The organism is Ralstonia sp. 1138, assembly GCF_040544795.1.
In the GTDB taxonomy this organism is placed as follows: Bacteria; Pseudomonadota; Gammaproteobacteria; order Burkholderiales; family Burkholderiaceae; genus Ralstonia; species Ralstonia flatus.
In genome coordinates this window covers 949,664-971,944 of sequence record NZ_JBEPKQ010000001.1, presented here as the reverse complement: position 1 = coordinate 971,944, position 22,281 = coordinate 949,664, and the positions used below count along the sequence as shown (strand labels likewise).

Here is a 22,281-nt window from a genome sequence, read left to right as displayed (position 1 = left end):
TATTTCGGATAGATAACTCGGCCCATGCAATAACTGCACGCACTTTCCCGATTGAAGATAATCGGTGCGACACAATTACGCAGGGCATGCGCATTATCGGTGCATATTCGATCCGGTTTAACGCGGATGCCCGCACTGGCACTGCGGGAACCTTTCTCATACGATGGTTTTCGTAACGTTTCCGCTGCACTGCAACGTTGCCGAAAACGCCAATCCCAACTGGGTTTCCGGCTTGCAGCGGCTTCGCAGATTCCGCAGGAGCCATACCAATGCATCGACCGAAACGCATGCTTGTCGAGAATGTCGCGTGGGCGCATGAAACCGCTGCACGCGACCCGGAATTCTTTTCGCGTTTGGCCCAAGGCCAGCAACCGCAAGTGTTATGGATCGGCTGCGCAGATAGCCGCGTGCCCGCTGAAACCATTACCCATTCCAATCCGGGCGATTTATTCGTTCATCGCAATATCGCCAATCTCGTTTGCCCGGCGGACGACAACACGATGAGCGTGCTGGAATATGCGGTGCGCGTGCTAAAGGTCGCGCACGTGATCGTATGCGGGCATGACGGCTGCGGCGGCGTCCGTGCATCGCTGCTGCCGCCGCCCGACGGACTGCCGCACGTGGCGCGCCGCATTGCGCCGCTGTGCGCGCTGGCGGGGCACCACCGTGCAGAACTCGATGCCGTGCCCGATCTGGACGCGCGCGTCAATCGCCTGGCCGAACTCAACGTGCTCGAACAGGTGCGCTGTCTGCGCGAGAGCCCCATCGTCCGCGAGGCCGAGCGACCGCCGCGCGTGCACGGATGGATCTTCGGCCTGGCCGACGGGCATATCCGCGTACTGGCTTCGGGCGACCCCGACGCAGAACACGCCACCCGCGGCGACATTCTGATGCCGGCCGAGGCCATCGCTTAACCCAATCGGCGGTAGCCCTTCCGGCCGCCGCCGTTTCCCGACGTTTTCTCTCCTCACGCATGCCGGCGGTGCCCCCGCCCGCAGGCAGGCGTTCGCGCGTGCGCAGTGCATACAACTCCAATGACCATGCAGACACCAACTTCACCGGCTTTCTTCCCGCGCGACCTGCTCGCCGGGCTCATCGTGTTCTTTGTTGCCCTGCCGCTGTGCCTGGGCATTGCCAATGCGTCGGGCGTCGACCCGCTCGCGGGGCTGCTTTCCGGCATGATCGGCGGCCTGGTGGTGGCGCTGCTCAGTGGCTCGCAACTGAGCGTGAGCGGCCCGGCGGCCGGCCTCGTCGTGATCGTCGTGGATGGCATTGCCAAGCTGGGCGGCTTCTCGGCGTTTCTGGTCGCCGTGGCGCTGGCGGGCGCGCTGCAGTTTGTGTTCGGCATGCTGCGCGCCGGGCGCTTTGCGGCGTATGTGCCGTCGTCGGTCATCAAGGGCATGCTGGCGGCGATCGGGCTGCTGCTGATCATCAAGCAGGTGCCGCTCGCGCTCGGGCTGGCAGGGGCCGACGGCGCGGCCAGCGCGACGGGTGCGGGCATGATCGCCACGCCGGTAGGCCCGATGTCCGTGGCGGCACTGTTGGTGGCGCTGCTGTCGGCAGCCGTGCTCATCGGGTGGGACACCCCGATGCTGCGGCGTTTCACAGTGGTCCGCGCGCTGCCTTCACCGCTCGTCGTGGTGGCACTTGGCATTGGCGTGACATTGCTCCTGGAAGGCGTGGCGCCCGGCATCGCCGTGCCGGCCGAACATCGCGTCGATCTGCCGTCGCTCGCGTCGTTCGGGGCGTTCCTCGATGCGCTGGAGTCGCCAACGCTCGGGGCGCTGGGCAATCCGGATGTCTGGCGTGTGGCCGTGGCATTGGCCATCGTGGCCAGCCTCGAGACGCTGCTATGCCTGGAGGCCGTTGAGCAGATCGACCCGAAGAAGCGGGCTGCATCGCCGGACCGCGAGCTGAAGGCGCAAGGCGTGGGCAACCTGGTGGCGGGCCTGCTGGGCGGGCTGCCTATCACCTCCGTCATCGTGCGCAGTTCCGCCAACGTGCACGCGGGCGCGCAGAGCCGCTGGTCGGCCGTCGTGCATGGCGCGCTGCTGCTGGCGAGCGTGTTTGCGCTGACCGCCATTGTCAACCTGATTCCGCTGGCGTGCCTGGCCACCATCCTCATCTTCACCGGCTACAAGCTGGCCAAGCCGTCGCTCTTCGTGGCGGTGGCGCGGCAGGGCTGGGACCGCTTTGCGCCGTTCATCGCCACCATCGTCGGCGTGCTGCTGACGGACTTGCTGTTCGGCATCGTGATCGGCATTGCGCTGAGCATCGCGCTGGCGATTCGCGCCAACCTGCGCCGCACGATTGTCATGGCGCGCCATCACGACCACTTCCTGCTGACCTTCCGCAAGGATGTGTCGTTCATGGGCAAGGTGCCGCTCAAGCGCTATCTGGCGCAGGTGCCCGATCACGCCACGCTCATCGTCGACGCCGCCCGCGCGGATTACATCGACCCTGACGTGCGCGAGATGGTCGAGCACTTCATCGAGGCAGCGCCCGCTCGCGGCATCGTCATCGAACGCCATCACTTTGATGCGACCGTGCCGCAGCGCACCCCCGGTCTTTCAATGCCGCGTCTGCCATTTTTAAGAACGGCCGCAAGATAACGCCAGCCCATGGATTTAACTCATTTTGGGTAATTTGGAGCAAGGCTTCAAAACATAATCGGAAAATTTTTCAACGCGCGAACGTTTGCGCCTGTGTGGCGCTTCCTGCTGCGGCAATCTCTTGACGCAGATTCGCGTCATCATGCGGGATTTTGGCGTTTGACAATGTTTGCAATTGACACTGCTTCCGTTAATAGACTTAATTTGAACGTGCTATCCAGTTAATCGGCAGGCACACCGATAAACACCGAGTAGGGCAAGGCCGCGCATTATCAAGCGCATATTTGAAACGGGAGGCAGACATGAAGACATTGCAACGAGGGACCCTGGTTTCGGCGGCCTTGGCCGGCCTGCTTGTGCTGGGCGGCTGCGCCAGCTCGGGCTCGGGCGACATGAGCGGCACGACCGGCAGCGGCGGCAGTTCGGCCAACAACGGCGGCGGTGGCTCCGGATCCAACGGCTCGGGCGGCACGACGCCCACCGCGTCCACCACGCCCACCGGCGACGTGGCCAACAAGGGCGGCGGTGTGCTGACGGCTACGGGCAGTGCCGTCAGCGGGCTCGGTTCGACCATCGGCGGGAGCAATCTGCCCGGGGCATCGGGGCTGGGCAACGTGGTCGACAACGTAGGCAATACGGTGTCGGCTCTAGGCACCGGCGTCCAGTCGGGCCTGGGCAGCATCGGTAGCAATCCGAACCCGATCGGCACCACGGTATCGAGCACCGGCAACGTAGTGACGCAAGTGGGCAACACCGTCGATGCCACGGGTGGCCTCGTCAGCAGTCTCGGCACCGGACCGCTGCAGCCGCTGTCGCCGGTCACGTCACCGGTGGGCGGAGCGGTTTCGCAGGTGGGGCAGGCGGTGGCCGGCGCGGGCGGCACGCTCGGCACGGCCTTGTCGACCGGGCCGGTGGAACAGGTCACGCAGCAGCTCAGTTCGACCGTGGTGCCGCTCACCTCGCAGGTGACGACCGCCACGCAGACGCTGGGTAACGCGACGGGCCTGGGCGCTCCGGCAACCAATCTGCTGCAGACGGTGGGCGGCGGCGTGGCGAATGTCGGTACGTCATTGACGGCGACCAACGCGCCGGTCGTCTCCGGTTTGGGCGGTGTGGTCACGGCCACGGGCAACACGGTGGCCGCGTTGGGCGGCGTGACCTCCACGCCGGGCGGTGCAACGTCGGCCAACCCGCTGGCACCGATTACCGGCGCGCTCGGCGGCGTGGGAAGCGTGGGCGGTGGCAGCAATCCGCTGGGGAGCGTGACGGGCGCCCTGGGCGGTGCAGCCGGCGGGGGCACGACGGCCGGTGCGACTGCGCCGGTCGGCTCGCTTGTCACCACCGTCGGCACGTCGCTCACGTCCACTGGCGCTGCGACGCCGCTTGCGCCTGTCACGGGTGCGGTAGGTGGCGCACTGACCACGGTGGGCGGCGCGTTGCACCACTGAGCGCAGGCAACACGGCGGGCCGGCCTGTGCGCCTGGCCCGTCATCGAGCCGTTCCCGCTGCGCGCGGGGCGGCTCGTACGCGTGTTCGTATGACTCGACCTGCCGGTTTTCGGCATAGAGTAGGCCTGACCGCGCCGCCCGCTGCGCGCGTATCAGGAGACTCCAATGATCCAGTTCGCATTGTTTGCCCGGCTGATTGCCAAACCGGGCAAGGAACAGGCCGTCGCCGATTTTCTGTCGGCGGGTGTGCAAATGGCCAACCAGGAAGCCACCACACCCATCTGGTTTGCGCTGCGCATTGCGCCCAATGTCTTCGGCATCTTCGATGCCTTTGCCAGCGAGCAGGATCGCCAGGCACATCTCGACGGCCCGATTGCCAAGGCGCTCATGGCCAATGCGGCCGAGCTGCTGGCCTCACCGCCCGAGATTGCGCCGATCGAGGTGCTCGGCATGAAGAACACCGGCGCAAGCTGAGTGCCGGGAGAAAAAAAGAAACCGCCGCATCCAGCCATCAGCCGGATGCGGCGGTTTTGCTTTGCATGTGCGGTCAGACGTTTCAGCCCGGCACGCGCACCCAGCCTTCCATCAACACGCGCGCGCTGCGGCTCATGATGGCCTTGGTGACCGTCCATTCGCCGTCAACGCGCTTGGCCTCCGCGCCGACGCGCAGCGTGCCGGACGGATGCCCGAAGCGTACCGCGCCACGTTCTCCACCGCCCGCTGCCAGGTTGACCAGCGTGCCCGGAATGGCCGCCGCCGTGCCGATGGCGACCGCTGCCGTGCCCATCATCGCGTGGTGCAGCTTGCCCATCGACAACGCGCGCACCAGCAAGTCCACATCGCCTGCGCCGACCTTCTTGCCGCTCGATGCCACGTAGTCCTTCGGCGGCGCGACGAACGCGACCTTGGGCGTGTGCTGCCGCGTGGCGGCTTCTTCAATGCTCTTGATCAGCCCCATGCGCACCGCGCCGTGCGCGCGGATGGTCTCGAACATCGCCAGCGCCTTCGCATCGCCGTTGATGGCGTCCTGCAGCTCGGTGCCGGTGTAGCCGATGGCCTCTGCGTTGATGAAGATCGTCGGGATGCCCGCGTTGATCATCGTCGCCTTGAGCGTGCCCACGCCGGGCACCTCCAGGTCGTCGACGAGGTTGCCGGTGGGGAACATCGCGCCGCCGCCGTCGCCTTCCTCTTCGGCAGCCGGGTCGAGGAATTCGAGCTGCACTTCCGCCGCCGGAAAGGTCACGCCGTCCAGCTCAAAGTCGCCCGTCTCCTGCACCGCGCCGTCGGTGATGGGCACGTGCGCAATGATGGTCTTGCCGATGTTGGCCTGCCAGATGCGGATGGTCGCGACGCCGTTTTGCGGCACCCGGCTCGCATCGACCAGCCCGTTGCTGATGGCGAAAGGGCCGACCGCGGCGGAGAGGTTGCCGCAGTTGCCCGACCAGTCGACAAACGGCTTGTCGATGGAGACCTGTCCGAACAGGTAATCCACGTCATGGTCGGGGCGCGTGCTCTTGCTGAGGATCACCGTCTTGCTGGTGCTCGACGTGGCGCCGCCCATGCCGTCGATCTGCTTGCCATACGGGTCGGGGCTGCCGATCACGCGCATGAGCAACGCGTCACGCGCCGCGCCGGGCTGTTGCGCGGCCAGCGGCAAGTCCTGCAGACGGAAGAACACGCCTTTGCTGGTGCCGCCACGCATGTAGGTGGCGGGAATCTTCACTTGCGCGGGGTGGCTCATGCTGCTTCCTTGTTCGATTCCAAAAAGTCCTGCGCAAAGCGCTGCAGCACACCGCCGGCTTCGTAGATCGACACTTCCTCGTCGCTGTCCAGGCGGCACGTGACGGGCACTTCCACGCGTTCGCCGTTCTTGCGGTGGACGACGAGCGTCAGGTCCGTACGCGGTTTGCGCTCGCCGATCACGTCAAAGGTTTCGGTGCCGTCAATGCCGAGCGTGAGGCGCGTGGTGCCCGGTTTGAACTCCAGCGGCAGCACGCCCATGCCGATCAGGTTCGTGCGGTGGATGCGCTCGAAGCCTTCGGCCACGATGGCTTCCACGCCGGCCAGGCGCACGCCCTTGGCGGCCCAGTCGCGCGAGCTGCCCTGGCCGTAGTCGGCGCCGGCAATCACGATCAGCGGCTGCTTGCGGTCCATGTAGGTCTCGATCGCTTCCCACATACGCGTGACCTTGCCCTCAGGCTCGATGCGCGCCAGCGAGCCCTTCTTCACCACGCCGTCCACCACGGCCATCTCGTTGATGAGCGTCGGGTTGGCAAACGTCGCGCGCTGCGCGGTCAGGTGATCGCCGCGGTGCGTGGCGTACGAGTTGAAGTCCTCTTCCGGCAGGCCCATCTTGGCAAGGTATTCACCGGCGGCGCTGCTGGCCAGGATGGCGTTGGACGGCGAGAGGTGATCGGTCGTGATGTTGTCCCCCAGCACCGCCAGCGGCCGCAGGCCCTTGAGCGTGCGCTCGCCGGCCAGCGCGCCTTCCCAATAGGGTGGGCGGCGGATGTAGGTGCTCTGCGGGCGCCAGTCGTACAGCGGGCTCACGTTGGCAACCGACGCGCTGCGCTGCTCGAACATCGGGATGTACACCTTGCGGAACTGCTCGGGCTTGACCGATGCACGCACGATGGCGTCGATCTCTTCGTCGGTCGGCCACAGGTCTTTCAGCAGGATCGGCTTGCCGTTGGCATCGGTGCCGAAGCTGTCGCGCTCGATATCGAAACGCACGGTGCCGGCAATCGCATAGGCCACCACCAGCGGCGGCGATGCGAGGAACGCCTGCTTGGCATACGGGTGAATGCGGCCGTCAAAGTTGCGGTTGCCCGACAGCACGGCCGTGGCGTACAGGTCGCGATCGATGATCTCTTGCTGGATCTTCGGGTCCAGCGCGCCGCTCATGCCGTTGCAGGTGGTGCAGGCAAACGCGACGATGCCGAAGCCGAGCTTTTCCAGTTCGTGCTTGAGGCCGGCTTCTTCCAGATACAGCTCAACGGCCTTGGAGCCTGGCGCGAGCGAACTTTTCACCCACGGCTTGCGGGTCAGGCCGAGGCGGTTGGCATTGCGCGCCAGCAGCGCCGCGGCAATCACGTTGCGCGGGTTGCTGGTGTTGGTGCAACTCGTGATGGCCGCGATGATGACCGCGCCATCCGGCATCTGGCCCGGCGTTTCTTCCCACTTGGCGGCGATGCCCTTGGCGGCCAGGTCGGTCGTTGCCACACGTGCGTGCGGGTTGGACGGGCCGGCCATGTTGCGCACCACGCTGGACAGGTCGAAGCGCAGCACGCGTTCGTATTCGGCGTTCTTGAGCGTGTCGGACCACAGGCCCGCGGTCTTGGCATACGTCTCGACAAGCTTGACCTGCTCGTCGCTGCGGCCGGTCAGGCGCAGGTAGTCGAGCGTGTTGTCGTCAATCGAGAACATTGCCGCGGTGGCGCCGTACTCGGGGGCCATGTTGGAAATGGTGGCGCGGTCGCCCAGCGTCAGCTTGGATGCACCTTCGCCGTAAAACTCGAGGTAGGCCCCCACCACCTTCTGCTTGCGCAGGAATTCGGTCAGTGCCAGCACGATGTCGGTGGCAGTGATGCCGGGCTGGCGCTGGCCGGTCAGCTCCACGCCGACGATGTCCGGCAGACGCATCCACGAGGCGCGGCCGAGCATCACGTTTTCGGCTTCCAGCCCGCCCACGCCGATGGCGATCACGCCCAGTGCGTCGACATGCGGCGTGTGGCTGTCGGTGCCGACGCAGGTGTCGGGATAGGCCACGCCGTCGTGCGCCTGGACAACGGGCGACATCTTCTCCAGGTTGATCTGGTGCATGATGCCGTTGCCCGCCGGGATCACGTCGACGTTCTTGAACGCGAGCTTGGTCCAGTCGATGAAGTGGAAGCGGTCTTCGTTGCGGCGGTCTTCAATGGCGCGGTTCTTGGCGAAAGCGTCGGGGTCGAAGCCGCCGCATTCCACGGCCAGCGAGTGGTCGACGATCAGCTGCACCGGCACGACCGGGTTGACCTTGGCGGGGTCGCCGCCCTGGTCGGCAATGGCGTCGCGCAGGCCGGCGAGGTCGACCAGCGCGGTCTGGCCCAGGATGTCGTGGCAGACCACGCGCGCCGGGAACCAGGGGAAATCCAGGTCGCGCTTGCGTTGGATGAGTTGCTTGAGCGAGTCGGTGAGGGTGGTCGGGTCGCAGCGGCGTACCAAATTCTCGGCGAGGACGCGGGAGGTGTAGGGGAGCTTGTCGTAGGCGCCCGGCTGGATGGCTTCCACGGCTTCTCTGGCGTCGAAGTAATCGAGCTTTGTGCCGGGGAGCGGTTTGCGGTGGGTGGTGTTCATGGTAGTGGTACATCCCTTGTTTCATCCCCTGCCGGGGCTGACTCACTTTCTTTGTCTTGCCAAAGAAAGTAAGCAAAGAAAGGCGCGCCCGATGCGGCGACCCCCTCCTTGAATTTATGTCGCAAGGAGGAGAAGGGGAAAACTCGCTGCGCTCAGACAGTTCCCCTTCTTTTTTCCTCCTTGCAACAGAAATTCAAGGCGCCGCATAGGGCAGGAACGTCAAAGGCCAAACCGTCTGAGTGCGTGCGGTGGCGTTTCTCTTACGGGCGCTTTCCGATGGGTACGAACTTCAGGTCATCCGGGCCGGTGTAGTTGGCGCTCGGGCGGATGATCTTGTTGTCGATGCGTTGCTCGATGATGTGCGCTGCCCAGCCGGACGTCCGTGCGATCACGAACAGCGGGGTGAACATCGCGGTCGGTACGCCCATCATGTGGTACGACACGGCGCTGAACCAGTCCAGGTTGGGGAACATCTTCTTGATGTCCCACATCACGGTTTCCAGGCGCTCGGCAATGTCGAACATCTTGGTGTTGCTGGCTTCTTTCGACAGCTTGCGCGCCACTTCCTTGATGACCTTGTTGCGCGGGTCGGACACGGTGTACACCGGGTGGCCGAAACCGATCACGACTTCCTTGGCTTCCACGCGGCGGCGGATGTCGGCTTCGGCCTCGTCCGGGGTGTCGTAGCGCTTCTGGATCTCGAAGGCGACTTCATTGGCGCCGCCGTGCTTCGGGCCGCGCAGTGCGCCGATCGCGCCGGTGATGGCGGAGTAGATGTCCGAGCCCGTGCCGGCAATCACGCGGCCGGTAAACGTCGATGCGTTGAACTCGTGCTCGGCATACAGGTTGAGCGAGACGTGCATGGCATCGACCCACGATTTGGGCGGCTCCACGCCGTGCAGCAGGTGCAGGAAGTGGCCGCCGATGGAGTCGTCGTCCGTTTCCACTTCGATGCGCTTGCCGTTGTGGCTGTAGTGGTACCAGTACAGCAGCATCGAGCCGAGCGAGGCCATCAGGCGGTCGGCGATGTCGCGTGCGCCGGGGGTGGCGTGGTCGTCCTTTTCGGGCAGCACGGTGCCCAGCACCGACACGCCGGTGCGCATCACGTCCATCGGGTGGGCGGAGGCGGGCACCCATTCCAGGGCGGCCTTCACGTTGGCGGGCAGGCCGCGCAGCGCCTTCAGCTTGGCCTTGTAGGCAGCCAGCTCGGCCTTGTTCGGCAGCTTGCCGTGCACCAGCAGGTGGGCGACTTCTTCAAACTCGCACGCGCCGGCCAGGTCGAGGATGTCGTAGCCGCGGTAGTGCAGGTCATTGCCCGTGCGGCCAACGGTACACAGCGCGGTGTTGCCAGCCGTCACGCCCGACAAGGCCACGGACTTCTTCGGCTTGAAGGCGCCTGCGTTCGGCGTGCTGTTATCGGCTTCGCTCATGGTGTGGTCTCCTTGGATGCGTTGAATTGGTTTGGATGCGGAGGCGTTATTTCTGTGCGGCAAACAGCGCGTCGAGCTTGTCTTCGTACGCGTGGTAGCCGAGATATTGATACAGATCGGCGCGCGACTGCATGGTTTCCACGGCCGCCTTCTGCGTGCCGTCACGCATCACCGTTTGATAGAAGTTGAGCGCGGCGGCGTTCATTGCACGGTAGGCGCCGCAGCAATACAGCGCGATGTCGACGTTGGCGCTGCGCAGTTCGTCGGTGGTAAAGAGCGGCGTGCTGCCGAATTCGGTCAGGTTGGCCAGGATGGGCACCTTCACGGCGGCCTTGAAGCGGCGGTAGTCGTCCAGCGTCTTCATGGCTTCCGGAAAGATCATGTCGGCGCCCGCTTCCACGTACGCGACGGCGCGCTCGATGGCGGCGTCGATGCCTTCGGAAGCGGCGGCATCGGTGCGGGCCATGATGACGAAGTCGTCATCGGTGCGGGCGTCCACGGCGGCCTTCACGCGGTCGACCATTTCATCGGTGGAAACCACTTCCTTGCCCGGGCGATGGCCGCAACGCTTTTGGCCGACCTGATCTTCCAGGTGCACGGCGGCCACACCGGCCTTGATGAACGAGCGGATGGTGCGTGCGATGTTGAAGGCGCCGCCCCAGCCCGTGTCGATATCGACCATCAGCGGGATCTGCACGGCGTCGGTGATGCGGCGGGCGTCGATCAGCACGTCTTCCATCGTGCTGATGCCCAGGTCCGGAATGCCCAGCGAGTTGGCCGCCACGCCGCCGCCCGACAGGTACACGGCCTTGAAGCCGGTCTGCTCGGCCATCTTGGCGGCGTAGGCAGTGATGGCGCCCACCACTTGCAGCGGTTGGGATTCAGCCACCGCAGCACGGAATTTGGCGCCGGCGCTGGTGGGGTGTCGTTGCGTTGTGCTCATGTGTGGCTCCAGAAAGAACGGCCTAGGAGAGCAGGAAGCGGGCCACCCTTGCAGCCCGACGTAACCCGTTGATTTGTATGGGTGTGACGTTGCCGCCCGCGCGCACTTCATTTCAAAAATGAAATTGCGATTTCAATGTGGAAACGCGCGGCGCATAATGTCCGGACTGCTGTTTTTGCCCTGCCGCGCCGCACCATGAGCCCCACTGCAACCGACCTGACCGACCGCCCTCGCATCTGGGCCTGCGGCATCAGCCGCCTGAGCGATCTCTTCCTCGACATTGCCGCCGAGTACAACGACCGCGCCGAGCTGCGCGTTATCACGCGCGGCTTTGAAGACATCGTGCGCGAGATCGACGCGGCCGGCCCCGAGCGTCCCGACGTGGTGGTGGCGGGCGGGTCCAATGGCGCTTATCTGAAGCCGCGTCTGTCCCTGCCGGTGGTCGTCATCAACCCGACGGGTTTTGACGTGATGCATGCACTGGCTCGCGCCCGCCGCGATGCGGAATCGGTAGCGCTCGTCACCCATGGCGATACGCCCGAGGAGGTGCGCCGCTTTGTCGCCGCCTATGGCATGGACGTGGTGTTTGCCTCGTACACCTCGCGCCAGGGCGCAGAGAGTTGCGTGCTGGACCTGCGCGACCGCGGCGTGGGCGTGGTGGTCGGCCCCGGCCTGGTGACGGACCTGGCGACGCAGGCCGGCATGAATGCCGTGTTCCTGTATTCGCGCGACTCGGTGCGTGCCGCATTCGATACCGCGCTGGAAGTCGTACAGGCCACGCGCCGCGAAACGCTGCGCCGCCAGCGGCTGGACAACCTGCTGCAGCATCTGCGCGACGGTGTGGTCGCCCTGGATGCGCAGGGCCGCGTAGAAGCCATCAACCAGCGGCTGGCTACGGCGTTGGGTATCGAGGCCAAGCAGGCCATCGGGCAACCGCTGCTCAGCATCGCCCCCAACCTGCTGGGCCTGCTGCCCGATAGCGATGGCGACACGCTGGGCACCGTGCAGGGCGTGAACTACGTCATCCACCGCGGCCCACTGGCGAGCGCTGGCGCGGGCGCCGCTGAAGGCACGGTCTTCACCTTCCAGGAATCCCGCGCGGTGGAGCGGCTGGACCGCACGCTGCGCTCACGCCAGCGCCCGCAGCAGTTCAGCGCGCGCTACCGTCTGGAAGACCTGGTGGGCGAATCGCTGCCGATGGAGCGTGTGCGAACGCTGGTCCGCCGCTATGCCAAGTCCGACGCCACGGTGCTCGTGCTGGGCGAATCCGGCACGGGCAAGGAGATGGTCGCGCAGGGCATGCATCAGCTAAGCGCGCGGCGCGATTTTCCGTTTGTCGCCATCAATTGCGGCGCATTTCCCGAAGCGCTGCTGGAAAGCGAACTGTTCGGCTACGAAGAGGGCGCTTTCACCGGTGCGCGCAAGGGCGGCAAGACCGGGCTGATTGAAGCGGCGCACCGCGGCACGCTGTTCCTCGATGAAATCGGCGAGATGCCGCTGCCGCTGCAAAGCCGCCTGCTGCGCGTGTTGCAGGAGCGCGAGGTGGTGCGGCTGGGCTCCACCGAGCCCACGCGCGTTGATATCCGCGTGGTGGCCGCCACGCACCGCGCGCTGACGGATGCGGTGGAAGCCGGCACTTTCCGCGCAGATCTGTACTACCGCCTCAACATCCTCAGCATTGCGCTGCCCCCGCTGCGCGAACGACCTGACGACGTGATGCCCCTCGCCGCTGAATTGCTCGTGCAGGCGGCGCGCCGCGAACCGCGCCTGCTGCTGCGCATTGCCGACACCGAAGACGCCGCCCGCGTGCTGGCCGGCATTGCCGAGCCGCTGCGGCGTTACACCTGGGCCGGCAACGTGCGCGAACTGCAGAGCGTGGTTGAACGGATAGCCGTGGAGCTGGCTTACACCGATGACACCGACGCCATCACGCAAGATGTGCTGCGGCTGATTGCACCCGAAGTGTTTGTGTACGCCACGGCCGGCAAACCGGCGGCCCAGACGCTGCGCGAGCGCAGCCGAGGCGTTGAGGCGGAAGAGATCCGCGCAGCGCTGGCAGCCCACGGCGGCGATCGGGATGCCGTCTGCGCAGCCTTGGGCATCAGCAAGACGACGTTGTGGCGGCGCTTGCAGGAGGCGGCATCGGCTCGGTAAGTCTCGCTCACCGGCAACGTCGCGACACGTCGATCAACGTGTCGCTTGCGGAGTGTCAAAGCAGGAAACGCAGCAACGTCAGCCCGGCGATCCCGGCTACAACGCTAAGCATCGCGTTTCGCCACATCAGATAGGTCAAGCCAACACCACAGAGAGCGATCAACTCCTGGCCGATTTGGCTGGGCATTCCGCTACGTCCAAGGGCGTTCGCAACAAGAACGACCATCACGCAGAGCGGCAACTCCTTATTGAGTTGCGTGACCACGCGGCTGCGTAGCGCCGCACGGTTGATCATCAAAGGAGATGCCCTGAGAAGGATCGTCAGCACGCTCATGATGCCGACACCGATCCATTGTTCAATGCTGCTCATTCTGACTTACTCCTTCAGGGCACTTCCAAGGCGTTACCGCGGACAAATGCGCGCGCCAGCAACATCATCAGTCCGAATCCGAGCGCCATGATCAACAGATAGTCCGTCGCCAGTTGCGTCGATACAAGGTAAGCCAGCACGCCTACCAGTGCCGGGGCCAGGCTCCTTTGCGATAGGTACTGTTCGATGGCGAGAATGGTGAACAGCGACGGCAGCGCAAAGTCCAGGTTGGGAATCCAATCCGCGACCTGTTGTCCGAGCAGCACCCCGAGTACGGTTCCTGCGATCCAGTAGCCGTGATGGATCAACGTCACTGCCATGGCGAACTGCTGCCTCCTATTCGCAGGAAGGGTTGTGAGAACGGAGTAGTTTTCGTCCGTCAGCGCTGCAACGACGTACGCTTGGCGCCAGCGCTGCGCAGGCAGGTGCTCAATCAGCGGGACGGCGTAGAGCACATGGCGCAGGTTGATCAATAGCGTTGTCATGGCAAATGTGCCGAGCCCCGTGGCGACGCCCAGCAACGGCACCGCCGCAAACTGCAGTGCACCGGCAAAGATGAAGACGCTCATTGCGACCACGACGGCAGGTGACAAACCCGCTTGTATCGCGAGTACGCCAAAAGCGAATCCCGTGGGCAAATAACCCATCCCCACTGGGATCGTCAGTCGCAGAAGAACTGTCCGGGCGGATTCCTTCGTGGGCGAACGTCTTTCATTCCGTGGGGGCAACACGCGGGGGCTCCGATTCCCTGTACAGGGAGAACGACTTGATGAGCGGGCGAATCGCTTCTTCACGGCCAAACAGCGCAACGCAGATCAGCTTGTTTTGCTCAGGAGTGGCAGCCAGGGTTGCTGTCTGCTGATTCTCGGCGCTGGTGCCGATCATGGAGTCAATGAAGACGTTGTGTGGGACGCCTCTATCGCGCAGCGCGCCAATCAACTTCTCGAGGGCGGACGAGCGTTTCGCTCGCAGCACGATGACAGGAAACTCGCTGATGCGGCTTTCCGACGGGAAGGCTGGGCTGGGATATGCCAACAGGTTCCAAGCATCCCGATCGTTTGATCCAATGAGGCCCAGCACGGAGTGTGCAACGGCATTGATGATCGTGGGGGGCGGGAACTCCGAGTTGACGACGATCACGGTCTTACTTGCGTTGTCTGCGTATGCCATGTCATTCAGCTGCGACGAGAAGTTGTTGATCAGCGGCGGCAGCCGGTGCTCTGCCTGCCGAGCTTGATGGGCCGCGTTGTGCGCATTCAAGGCAGCCGAACTGATGTTCGATCATGGTTGAGATTCCCCACAATTCCCTCTTGGCAAAGCCGGGCCGGTCGCCGCAGGCAATTGCGGCTTGACGCAGGTAAAGGCTGCGAGTCCAGTCTCGAGAGTTTTGGCCCGCAAGATGTGCCAGGTGATGCCAATCGTGGGCGGGTAAGTCTGAGACAAGACACCCTAGCCGGACAGGCGCATGAATCACTAACATTCGCGCGCTCCAAGTCGCCACTCGAATTATGTGGAGCGTGGTTCTAATCAGGCCGTCGCCAGAACGCTCGGGATAACGCTCTCCGCAAAATCGCCCCCAACAACGGGCTGCATAAGCGTCCCAATCGGCCGGAGCGGATGCGGTTACATCCCACGCGTGTTCGGTTAGAAACTGGAGCAGGGCGCTGATGTGGTACAGGACCGTGAGGGGAATGAACACCGCAATCAGATACACCTTCAGCCCGAGCACAGCGACGAACAAAAGATGCATGCCAACCATGAACCATGCAAGAGTGCGCCCGTGATTCTTCCCCCGGATCAGGATCGATCTCAAGCGTGCTTGAAGGAACAGTGCATGGAAAGCGGGGCTAAGGATGGTGATCCAAAGCGTCTGCCATAACTCCTTTCTCGTCCGACCCGGTATAAATCCAAGCTGCGCCAGGAATGCGGCATCTGCGTCTTGTTTTGTGGTGAAAATGTCGGCGTTATGATGTGCAAGATGTTCTTTCTTGTACTCTCTACCGTTTTGCACAAAAATGATCGCAGGAATTAACCTGGAATAGACCTTATTGAGTGTGGCGCTGCCAAAAAGGCGATTGTGAATGGCGTGGTGTAAGTGAGTGACCTGCAATTTACGCAAGACTCCGACTGAAACAATCCAAAGCGGAAGGATAAGAAGCCATGCAAGCGGACTATCCGATGCTGCAAGCAAGGCTAGAAGCTGGACGGCAAGAGCGCCAATCAGCGGCGTCATTGCAATATCCACTGTCTTTGGGGTGGCGTATATCTTTTCTGATTTATTGAGCGGTTTGCCGGTAAGCCAGGTGAGAATTGGTTGAAATGGAATCGGAAGCCCGCTCATTGACTCGCGAACGCCTTCTTGAAACATCTTGTCCCCTATATTAATGGCCTAATTTGAGGGGTGATAATAGTGCGTTGCCGGGCGTGCGGATTTTTGTTTGCAAAATTCAACTCATTTTATTGCATGTTTTGCGGCGTTTTTTGTTTTGTGTGGCTCGATTATTTCGTAGCCACGGCTTCCCGCCACGCAGCAATCAGCGAGCAGCCGGATTGCTGCCGTCGATATCGGCGTCAGGGTGACGCGAGTCATGTTGCCCACGGCGGCGATCGGGATGCCGTCTGCGCAGCCTTGGGCATCAGCAAGACGACGTTGTGGCGGCGCTTGCAGATGGGATAGATCAAACATGAGCGCCGTGGGTGGTTGCGGTCGACCGGCGCGATGACTATCGTGCAGTCCTCCATCGAGCCTCACCGCGTGCCGATGGGCGCGCGACCAAGAAGGTCAACACCATGGCACAACAAAACCGCCCCCACATCATGCTCGCCAGCCTGACGCTTGCTGGCGCATCGCGTTATCCCTCTGCGCTTGGTCACCTCGTCCGGACTGCGGCCGTCGCGGCCTATCTGGCAAACGTTTTGGGGCTGGACGACGCCGAGCAGGAGCGCATTTACCTGGTCGCGCCCGTGCATGACATCGGCAAGCTCGGCATTCCCGATGACGTCCTGCTCAAGCCCGCTTCGTTGACCGACGCGGAGCACGAGATCATGCAGCGGCACTCGAACATCGGCGCCGACCTGCTTGCCGGGACGGCCGATCCGCTGCTGCAAATGGCCGCGAGCGTTGCGCGCCATCATCACGAGCATTTTGACGGCAGCGGCTATCCGGCCGGCCTTGCGGGGGAAGGTGTCCCGCTGGCGGCGCGCATCGTCGCCGTTGCCGATGCGTTCGACGCCATGCTCGAGCCGCGCGTTTACCGCGAAGGCATGCCGGAAGACGACGCACTCGAGGCGCTGGCAGACCAGAGCGGCCGCTACTTCGATCCTGCGCTGGTGGATTGCTTCCTGAAGAACGTGTCCGGGGTGCGGCGCATTCGTGCCGCGACTGAAGACCTGGTACAGCAGTACGGCGACGTGTCGGGTGTCATCCGGTTTTATGGCGCGCGGGGCCAATCTCCCGGATTCTTCCGGCATATCCAGGCGCTTTGATGACGGCGTGCGACGCGCCGCATGAATGGGCGCGGCATGCGCCGAACCCCCGAAAACCGCCGAGACGCCGTTTCCAACGGTCATTTCAAACGGGGTCACGCTCTTCGCGCTGATGCTTGCCGCGACACCCAATTTGGCGGGCGTCCACCCTGCAGCGCAATGCCCACATAACCCTTCGGACGGCTTTTCGGTCGGCCCGGAACCGTGGAAAATCGCGCTCCAACCCCGCTCGCCAACCTGTAGTTCGGAATGACAGAAAACAATCCCTCGGAGACCGCCCGGCACGCCCTCAAGCTGCTGGCCTCACGCAGGTTGGCGCCCACGCCAGACAACTTTGCCTCGATCTATTACGAAATCGCCGGCAGCAAGCCCGACGCAGACGTCCAGGATGCAGAGCGGATGGCGCTTGTGCGGGAGTTGTGCGAGCAGCTCGCGCGCACGGTCGAAGGCTGCCTGCCGGTGCTCGGCGAAGACGATGCCAGCATCGGCCCCGCCGCCTGGGCGCTGATCCGGGCCTGCCGGTCCGAATTCGAAAGCCTTGCCAACCTGAACGCCAAGCTGTCGACGTTCAACCACCGCTTGTCGCTCGCGGCGGAAGATCAGAGCGAGATCCGCCGGGCGTTGCTGAGCCTGCTGCAACTGGTGTTCGAAAACATCGCCGAGCTGTCCTTGGACGACCGCTGGCTGCGCGGCCAGATCGAAGCCCTGATGAAAGCCAGCGAAGCGCCCGTGAGCCTGCGCCGACTGGATGACCTGCGGCGCCGCCTCATGGAGGTCATCCAGAAGCAAAGCTCCCTGAAGAGCAAGTCGCTCGAAGCCCAGGAGGAGATGAAGCGGCTGCTGGCGGCTTTCATGGAGCGCCTGTCCGCCGCCGCCGAAACGTCGGGCGAGCATCACCGCCAGATGGAGGCCTGCGCCAAGAAGATCGAATCGGCCAACAGCATCGCCGACATCGCACCGGCCATTCAAGATGCGCTGTCGGCCACCCGCTGGATGTCGCTGGAGTCGGCGCGCAATCGCGATGTGCTGTCGGCAATGAAGGTCAAGGCCGAAGAGGCGGCCGCCGAAGTGGCGCAACTGCGCAAGGCGCTCGACATGGCATCGGCATCGGCGCGTCACGATCTGCTGACCGGCGCGCTCAACCGCAAGGGGCTGGAAGAAGCGCTGGAGCGCGAAGTTGCCCGCGCGGCGCGCCAGAACAGCGCGCTCTCCATCGCGTTTCTGGACATCGACGACTTCAAGTCGATCAACGACACGCACGGGCACAGCTTTGGCGACGATGCCCTGTCGCACCTGGCCCAGGTCGCGCGCGAATCGATGCGCCCGCAAGATACGCTCGCGCGCTTTGGCGGCGAGGAATTTGTGATCCTGATGCCCGACACGTCGCTGGAAGAGGGCGTGCAGACCATCGTCCGCCTGCAGCGTGCGCTCACGCAGCGCTTCTTTGCGGCGGGCGATACGCGGCTGTTCATCACGTTCTCTGCCGGCGTGGCGGAAGTCGGCAAGGACGAACCGCCCATGGCCGCCATCCATCGCGCGGACCGTGGCATGTATCAGGCCAAGCGCGCCGGCAAGAACAAGGTGGTCAGCGCCTGAGCGCGCCGACCACCCTTCGCCATTTACTCCAGCATCGATAGCGCATCGGCGAGCGACAGCACCGTCGTGCGCGACTCGAACGCCGTGGCAAACAGATGGTCGTGCACGACCGGGTCGGGGTCGTAGCAGCAGTCCTTCACGGTGATCAGGCGGTAATCCGCATCGCTCGCATGTGCAATGGACGACAGCATCACGCCCGTCGATGCAACCCCGACCATGATCAACGTATCGATGCCCTTGGCGGATAACCGCACCTGCAGATCGGTGCCGTAGAACACGCTGGCGCGGTGCGCGATGATGATCGACTCATCGGGCTGCCGGCCCAGTTCCGGTGATATGCGGTCTTCAACAAACAGCCCCAGTTGCTTGACGCCTTGCCCGTTCTTGTTCAACGGGCTGACTTCCGGATAGCCGGGGCTGAAGTGGAACTTCGCAAAATAGACGCTGATGCCCTTTGCTCGCGCCGCGTCGCACAGCGTGCGGGTGTTGGCGAGCAGCGTGGGCGCGACCGACGGAAACAACGCCATGATGTCGGTCTGGTAGTGCATGACCAACAACGCCGTTTGCTTGGGAACCAGCGCGAATGTCGACATAGGGCTACGCGGTGAGGGAAGGGATGGCGGTCGACTCTATCACGCGTGCCTGTGTGGATTTCAACGGGCCGATGGCCCCGCCTTGACGATCCCCCGGACGGCACCGAAACTGGACTGGACAGTTTGCGCGGTGCCCATGTCAGCCTTGCCTTGTGCTGCACAGCACCGCAACCGCCGTGCAGTACCCCGTCGAGGGAGGGGCCCATGCAAATGCGCAGGCGTTATCCGCTTCATGTCCATCTGTGGGTGCTGTTCGGGGCGCTGGTGCTGGTGCTTGGCGCGCTCATCTGCGGCATCCACTTCCTCATGAGCAAGGCGGAGCGGGAGCGGGCCGCCACAGAAGCCACCCACCGCATCAGCCGCGAAACGCTGGACGAGGTCCAGGACCTGTTCGCCCCAGCCCAGATGGCGGTCAAGCTCGTCAGTCACAGCTCGCTGGCGGATGCGGCGTCGAACGACGAACGGCTCGAGCGCCTGGCACTTGTACGTGATGCGCTGGACACTTCGCCGGTGCTGCAATCGTTGTACGTCGGCTATGACGATGGCAGCTTCTTCTACGTCCGGCCGCTGCGCGAAGCGGCCGACCGCGACGTCTTCAAGGCCCCAATCCAGGCCGCTTACGTGGTGCGCACGGTGGAGCGCGACGGCAACGCTGCCCGAGGGAAGCTGACGTTCCTGGATGCCGGTTTGACCGTGGTGAAGACTGTCGACGCCTCCGACTTTGCCGAGCGCTTCGACCCCCGGCAGCGGCCCTGGTACGTCTCCGCCATCTCAAAGGGCGGGTTGATCCGCACCGAGCCCTACATGTTCTTTTCCGACCGGCAGGCCGGCGCCACGCTGGCCGTGCCGACCGCTTCGCGTCGCGCCGTGGTGGGCGGGGACGTTCGGCTCGACCTGCTCGGGCGCATGCTCGCGCGCAAGGAGACCGTCGAGCGTGGTCTGCTTGCGCTGCTGGATGCAAACGGACAGGTCATCGCCATTGACCGTCCGCCCCCTGCCTCTGCCTCCGCGCCAGACACCATCCTGTCGGGCCTGCTCGCAGCGCCTGCCGACTACGGCTTGCCCGTCCTCACGCAACTGGCCGCCAACCTGCGCACCCCGGGTGCATCTTCCACGGACCACGCGCTTATCTCCGCCGGCGGAGAGGCCTGGTACACCAGCACCGACCAGCTCACGCCCACCGGCGGCACGCCACTGTTCCTGATCTCTGCGGTACCGCAAGACGAACTGCTGAAGGATGCGCGCCGCCAGGCATGGCTGGGCATCGGCGCGACGGGCCTGGTCATCCTTTTTTCGTTGCCGTTGATCTGGTGGTCGGCCCGCCGTATTGCGCGCCCCATGGAGGCATTGGCCGACGGCATGGACGCCATCCGGCACTTCGATTTCCAGCAGCCGATTGCCGTGCGATCGAGCATCAGCGAGGTGAGCGCCCTGGGCGAAACGTCTGAACACATGCGGCAGACGATTCAGCGCTTCCTGACCATCGTGCAGGCGGTCTCCGCCGAAGCGCGGCTGGAGCAGCTCCTGCCGGTACTGCTGCGCAAGGTGCTCAACGCAGCTGGTGGTCGCGCGGGCGTGCTGTACCTCGCCAACGACGATGCGCTGAATGCACGCGTGGCGCTCGACCGTGCCGGCAACGACGTGGCGTCGATGATCGCGCCGGCCGGTCAGGATCAGGCGCTGCCGTTGATCCGCTTTACAGCCGGTGCGATGACGCCGCGGGCCGGCGTGCTCACGCTCGAGGACATCCGGGCGGCTGGGCTCACACCCTTGGCGGCGGATGCGCCGTGCCACGCAGCCGCAGTGCCGCTCGTCACGCGTGCGCATGAACTGCAAGGCGTGATCCTGGTATTGCGCGACACGCCCATTGAACCGGCTCAGCTGGCGTTCGTCGGCATGCTCGCCAACTTGTGTGCGGGCGCATTGGAAGTGCGCGAACTGTCCGAGGCGCAGCGCAAGCTGTTCGATGCGTTCATCCAGGTCATGGCCGGCGCAATCGACGCCAAGAGCCCGCATACCGGTGGGCACTGCGGGCGCGTCCCCGAGCTTGCCAAGATGCTGGCGCATGCCGCCTGCGATGCCACCGATGGCCCCTACAAGGCCTTCCAGATGACCGAAGCACAGTGGCACGCCCTGCATGTGGCCGCGTGGCTGCACGACTGCGGCAAGGTCACCACGCCCGAATACGTGATCGACAAGGCGACCAAACTCGAAACGCTGTATGACCGCATTCACGAAGTGCGGATGCGTTTCGAGGTGCTCAAGCGCGATGCCGAGATTGCCTGCTTGCGCGCAATCGCAGTCGGCGAGAACCCAGACATTGCGCAGCACCGGCGCGACACGGAACTGGCCGCGCTGGATGACGATTTCTCGTTCGTCGCCACGTGCAACCAGGGCGGCGAATTCATGGACGCACCGCAGAAAGAGCGATTGCTTCGCATCGCTACCCGCACATGGACGCGCACGCTGGACGACCGCCTGGGCATTTCGCAGGAAGAACTCGCACGCAAGGCGCGCCACCCTGCGGCGCTCTTGCCTGCAGAAGAGCCGCTACTGGCCGACAAACCCGAGCACGTGATTGAACGCACCGCGCACGACACCATTGCGCCGGACAACCCGTGGGGCTTCAAGCTGAAGACGCCCGCGCATCTGTATGACCGCGGCGAGCTGCACAACCTGATGGTCAGCCGCGGCACGCTGTCGGAAGAAGAGCGCTTCAAGATCGAAGACCACATCGTTCAGACGCAGATCATGCTGTCGCGCATGCCCTTCCCGAAGGCCCTGCGGGATGTGCCGGAAATCGCAGGCAACCACCACGAGAAGATGGACGGCACCGGATATCCGAGGCGGCTGCGCCGCGAGCAGATGAGCCCGCTTGCACGCATGATGGCCATTGCCGATGTGTTCGAGGCACTGACCGCCGCAGACCGGCCTTACAAGAAGGCGAAGACGTTGTCAGAGTCGGTGCGGATCATGGCGATGGCCAGAGACCAGCAGCACATCGACCCGGAACTGTTCGATCTGTTCCTGAGCAGCGGCGTGTATCTGCGCTATGCCGAACGCTTCATGCAGCCCGAGCAGATCGATGTGGTCAACGTTGCGCAGTACATGAGCGGTGCTGCGGTGGACCGCCAGAGTGCAGCATGAGAGGGTGCTACGGGAGTGCGCGGGCGACACTCACGCCGTCGTCGTTCCAGGCGTATGCTTCCCATCACGAGCCGGCTATCTCACCCGCGCAGCCAGACGCAACGGGGCGAAGCCAGCTCAGTGGGACTTTATGGACGGGACCGCGTTTAAGCGGATGGGGCATTTCG

Annotated in this window: 17 protein-coding genes and 1 pseudogene; 9 read left to right on the top strand and 9 right to left on the bottom strand. The window is 64.1% G+C overall.

Annotated features, from left to right (window positions below):
- The first annotated feature begins 269 nt into the window (after positions 1-269).
- The 4 genes from ABIC76_RS04215 to ABIC76_RS04200 all read left to right on the top strand — a co-directional run bounded on the left by ABIC76_RS04215 (position 270) and on the right by ABIC76_RS04200 (position 4,534).
- Positions 270-914 (top strand): carbonic anhydrase, encoded by a 645-nt coding sequence (locus ABIC76_RS04215; RefSeq protein WP_102065763.1) that lies wholly within the window; start codon positions 270-272, stop codon positions 912-914.
- 126 nt (positions 915-1,040) lie between these two features.
- Positions 1,041-2,612 (top strand): SulP family inorganic anion transporter, encoded by a 1,572-nt coding sequence (locus tag ABIC76_RS04210; protein WP_354533080.1) that lies wholly within the window; start codon positions 1,041-1,043, stop codon positions 2,610-2,612.
- Between the two features lie 302 nt (positions 2,613-2,914).
- Positions 2,915-4,060, top strand: coding sequence for a collagen-like triple helix repeat-containing protein (locus tag ABIC76_RS04205; protein ID WP_354533079.1), 1,146 nt, complete (start codon positions 2,915-2,917; stop codon positions 4,058-4,060).
- Between the two features lie 165 nt (positions 4,061-4,225).
- On the top strand, positions 4,226-4,534 hold the full coding sequence (locus tag ABIC76_RS04200) for a putative quinol monooxygenase (RefSeq protein WP_102065765.1): 309 nt from the start codon (positions 4,226-4,228) through the stop codon (positions 4,532-4,534).
- Between the two features lie 82 nt (positions 4,535-4,616).
- Here the strand turns inward: ABIC76_RS04200 and prpF are convergent, their stop codons facing one another.
- The 4 genes from prpF to prpB all read right to left on the bottom strand — a co-directional run bounded on the left by prpF (position 4,617) and on the right by prpB (position 10,768).
- Positions 4,617-5,801 (bottom strand): 2-methylaconitate cis-trans isomerase PrpF, encoded by a 1,185-nt coding sequence (gene prpF, locus ABIC76_RS04195; RefSeq protein ID WP_102065766.1) that lies wholly within the window; start codon positions 5,799-5,801, stop codon positions 4,617-4,619.
- Positions 5,798-8,395: a Fe/S-dependent 2-methylisocitrate dehydratase AcnD gene (gene acnD, locus ABIC76_RS04190; protein WP_102065767.1), complete on the bottom strand. Its 2,598-nt coding sequence runs from the start codon at positions 8,393-8,395 to the stop codon at positions 5,798-5,800. Before acnD ends, prpF begins: the two co-directional genes overlap by 4 nt.
- Before the next feature lie 260 nt (positions 8,396-8,655).
- The gene (gene prpC, locus ABIC76_RS04185; RefSeq protein ID WP_027679536.1) at positions 8,656-9,825 is read right to left on the bottom strand and encodes a bifunctional 2-methylcitrate synthase/citrate synthase; all 1,170 of its coding nucleotides are present in this window, start codon (positions 9,823-9,825) and stop codon (positions 8,656-8,658) included.
- A 46-nt stretch (positions 9,826-9,871) separates the two neighbouring features.
- On the bottom strand, positions 9,872-10,768 hold the full coding sequence (prpB, locus tag ABIC76_RS04180; protein WP_027679535.1) for a methylisocitrate lyase: 897 nt from the start codon (positions 10,766-10,768) through the stop codon (positions 9,872-9,874).
- A 195-nt stretch (positions 10,769-10,963) separates the two neighbouring features.
- Here prpB and prpR point away from each other — a divergent pair, with 195 nt between their 5' ends.
- The gene (gene prpR / locus ABIC76_RS04175) at positions 10,964-12,922 is read left to right on the top strand and encodes a propionate catabolism operon regulatory protein PrpR (RefSeq protein WP_102065768.1); all 1,959 of its coding nucleotides are present in this window, start codon (positions 10,964-10,966) and stop codon (positions 12,920-12,922) included.
- A 55-nt stretch (positions 12,923-12,977) separates the two neighbouring features.
- Here the strand turns inward: prpR and ABIC76_RS04170 are convergent, their stop codons facing one another.
- The 4 genes from ABIC76_RS04170 to ABIC76_RS04155 all read right to left on the bottom strand — a co-directional run bounded on the left by ABIC76_RS04170 (position 12,978) and on the right by ABIC76_RS04155 (position 15,660).
- Positions 12,978-13,292 carry an AzlD domain-containing protein gene (locus tag ABIC76_RS04170; protein ID WP_102065769.1) on the bottom strand — a complete coding sequence of 105 codons (315 nt, stop codon included), beginning with the start codon at positions 13,290-13,292 and terminating at the stop codon, positions 12,978-12,980.
- 14 nt (positions 13,293-13,306) lie between these two features.
- The gene (locus tag ABIC76_RS04165; protein WP_257878136.1) at positions 13,307-13,939 is read right to left on the bottom strand and encodes an AzlC family ABC transporter permease; all 633 of its coding nucleotides are present in this window, start codon (positions 13,937-13,939) and stop codon (positions 13,307-13,309) included.
- Positions 13,940-14,003: 64 nt separating this feature from the next.
- Positions 14,004-14,462: a DUF2000 domain-containing protein gene (locus tag ABIC76_RS04160; RefSeq protein ID WP_102065771.1), complete on the bottom strand. Its 459-nt coding sequence runs from the start codon at positions 14,460-14,462 to the stop codon at positions 14,004-14,006.
- Between the two features lies 1 nt (position 14,463).
- Positions 14,464-15,660, bottom strand: coding sequence for a fatty acid desaturase (locus ABIC76_RS04155; protein ID WP_102065772.1), 1,197 nt, complete (start codon positions 15,658-15,660; stop codon positions 14,464-14,466).
- Positions 15,661-15,873: 213 nt separating this feature from the next.
- Here ABIC76_RS04155 and ABIC76_RS25570 point away from each other — a divergent pair.
- The 3 genes and pseudogenes from ABIC76_RS25570 to ABIC76_RS04140 all read left to right on the top strand — a co-directional run.
- A pseudogene (locus ABIC76_RS25570) lies at positions 15,874-15,969 on the top strand (helix-turn-helix domain-containing protein); the annotation flags it as partial.
- 20 nt (positions 15,970-15,989) lie between these two features.
- A complete protein-coding gene (locus ABIC76_RS04145) occupies positions 15,990-16,778 on the top strand; it encodes an HD-GYP domain-containing protein (protein ID WP_257878137.1) in 789 nt (262 codons plus the stop codon).
- A 249-nt stretch (positions 16,779-17,027) separates the two neighbouring features.
- A complete protein-coding gene (locus tag ABIC76_RS04140; RefSeq protein WP_102065774.1) occupies positions 17,028-18,374 on the top strand; it encodes a GGDEF domain-containing protein in 1,347 nt (448 codons plus the stop codon).
- A gap of 23 nt (positions 18,375-18,397) precedes the next feature.
- Here the strand turns inward: ABIC76_RS04140 and ABIC76_RS04135 are convergent, their stop codons facing one another.
- The gene (locus ABIC76_RS04135) at positions 18,398-18,967 is read right to left on the bottom strand and encodes a cysteine hydrolase family protein (RefSeq protein ID WP_102065775.1); all 570 of its coding nucleotides are present in this window, start codon (positions 18,965-18,967) and stop codon (positions 18,398-18,400) included.
- A gap of 204 nt (positions 18,968-19,171) precedes the next feature.
- Between ABIC76_RS04135 and ABIC76_RS04130 the strand changes: the two genes are divergently transcribed.
- Positions 19,172-22,114, top strand: a complete 2,943-nt coding sequence (locus tag ABIC76_RS04130; protein WP_102065776.1) for an HD domain-containing phosphohydrolase — start codon at positions 19,172-19,174, stop codon at positions 22,112-22,114.
- Positions 22,115-22,281: the final 167 nt, after the last annotated feature.

Bases quoted from the DNA above. Each gene is read 5' to 3' on its own strand.
- prpB (WP_027679535.1), bottom strand. From the start codon at position 10,768: ATGAGCACAACGCAACGACACCCCACCAGCGCCGGCGCCAAATTCCGT.
- prpF (WP_102065766.1), bottom strand. From the start codon at position 5,801: ATGAGCCACCCCGCGCAAGTGAAGATTCCCGCCACCTACATGCGTGGC.
- acnD (WP_102065767.1), bottom strand. From the start codon at position 8,395: ATGAACACCACCCACCGCAAACCGCTCCCCGGCACAAAGCTCGATTAC.
- prpC (WP_027679536.1), bottom strand. From the start codon at position 9,825: ATGAGCGAAGCCGATAACAGCACGCCGAACGCAGGCGCCTTCAAGCCG.
- ABIC76_RS04165 (WP_257878136.1), bottom strand. From the start codon at position 13,939: ATGGGTTATTTGCCCACGGGATTCGCTTTTGGCGTACTCGCGATACAA.
- ABIC76_RS04140 (WP_102065774.1), top strand. From the start codon at position 17,028: ATGACAGAAAACAATCCCTCGGAGACCGCCCGGCACGCCCTCAAGCTG.
- ABIC76_RS04200 (WP_102065765.1), top strand. From the start codon at position 4,226: ATGATCCAGTTCGCATTGTTTGCCCGGCTGATTGCCAAACCGGGCAAG.
- ABIC76_RS04160 (WP_102065771.1), bottom strand. From the start codon at position 14,462: ATGGCATACGCAGACAACGCAAGTAAGACCGTGATCGTCGTCAACTCG.
- ABIC76_RS04170 (WP_102065769.1), bottom strand. From the start codon at position 13,292: ATGAGCAGCATTGAACAATGGATCGGTGTCGGCATCATGAGCGTGCTG.
- ABIC76_RS04205 (WP_354533079.1), top strand. From the start codon at position 2,915: ATGAAGACATTGCAACGAGGGACCCTGGTTTCGGCGGCCTTGGCCGGC.
- ABIC76_RS04215 (WP_102065763.1), top strand. From the start codon at position 270: ATGCATCGACCGAAACGCATGCTTGTCGAGAATGTCGCGTGGGCGCAT.
- ABIC76_RS04210 (WP_354533080.1), top strand. From the start codon at position 1,041: ATGCAGACACCAACTTCACCGGCTTTCTTCCCGCGCGACCTGCTCGCC.
- ABIC76_RS04130 (WP_102065776.1), top strand. From the start codon at position 19,172: ATGCAAATGCGCAGGCGTTATCCGCTTCATGTCCATCTGTGGGTGCTG.
- ABIC76_RS04135 (WP_102065775.1), bottom strand. From the start codon at position 18,967: ATGTCGACATTCGCGCTGGTTCCCAAGCAAACGGCGTTGTTGGTCATG.
- ABIC76_RS04155 (WP_102065772.1), bottom strand. From the start codon at position 15,660: ATGTTTCAAGAAGGCGTTCGCGAGTCAATGAGCGGGCTTCCGATTCCA.
- prpR (WP_102065768.1), top strand. From the start codon at position 10,964: ATGAGCCCCACTGCAACCGACCTGACCGACCGCCCTCGCATCTGGGCC.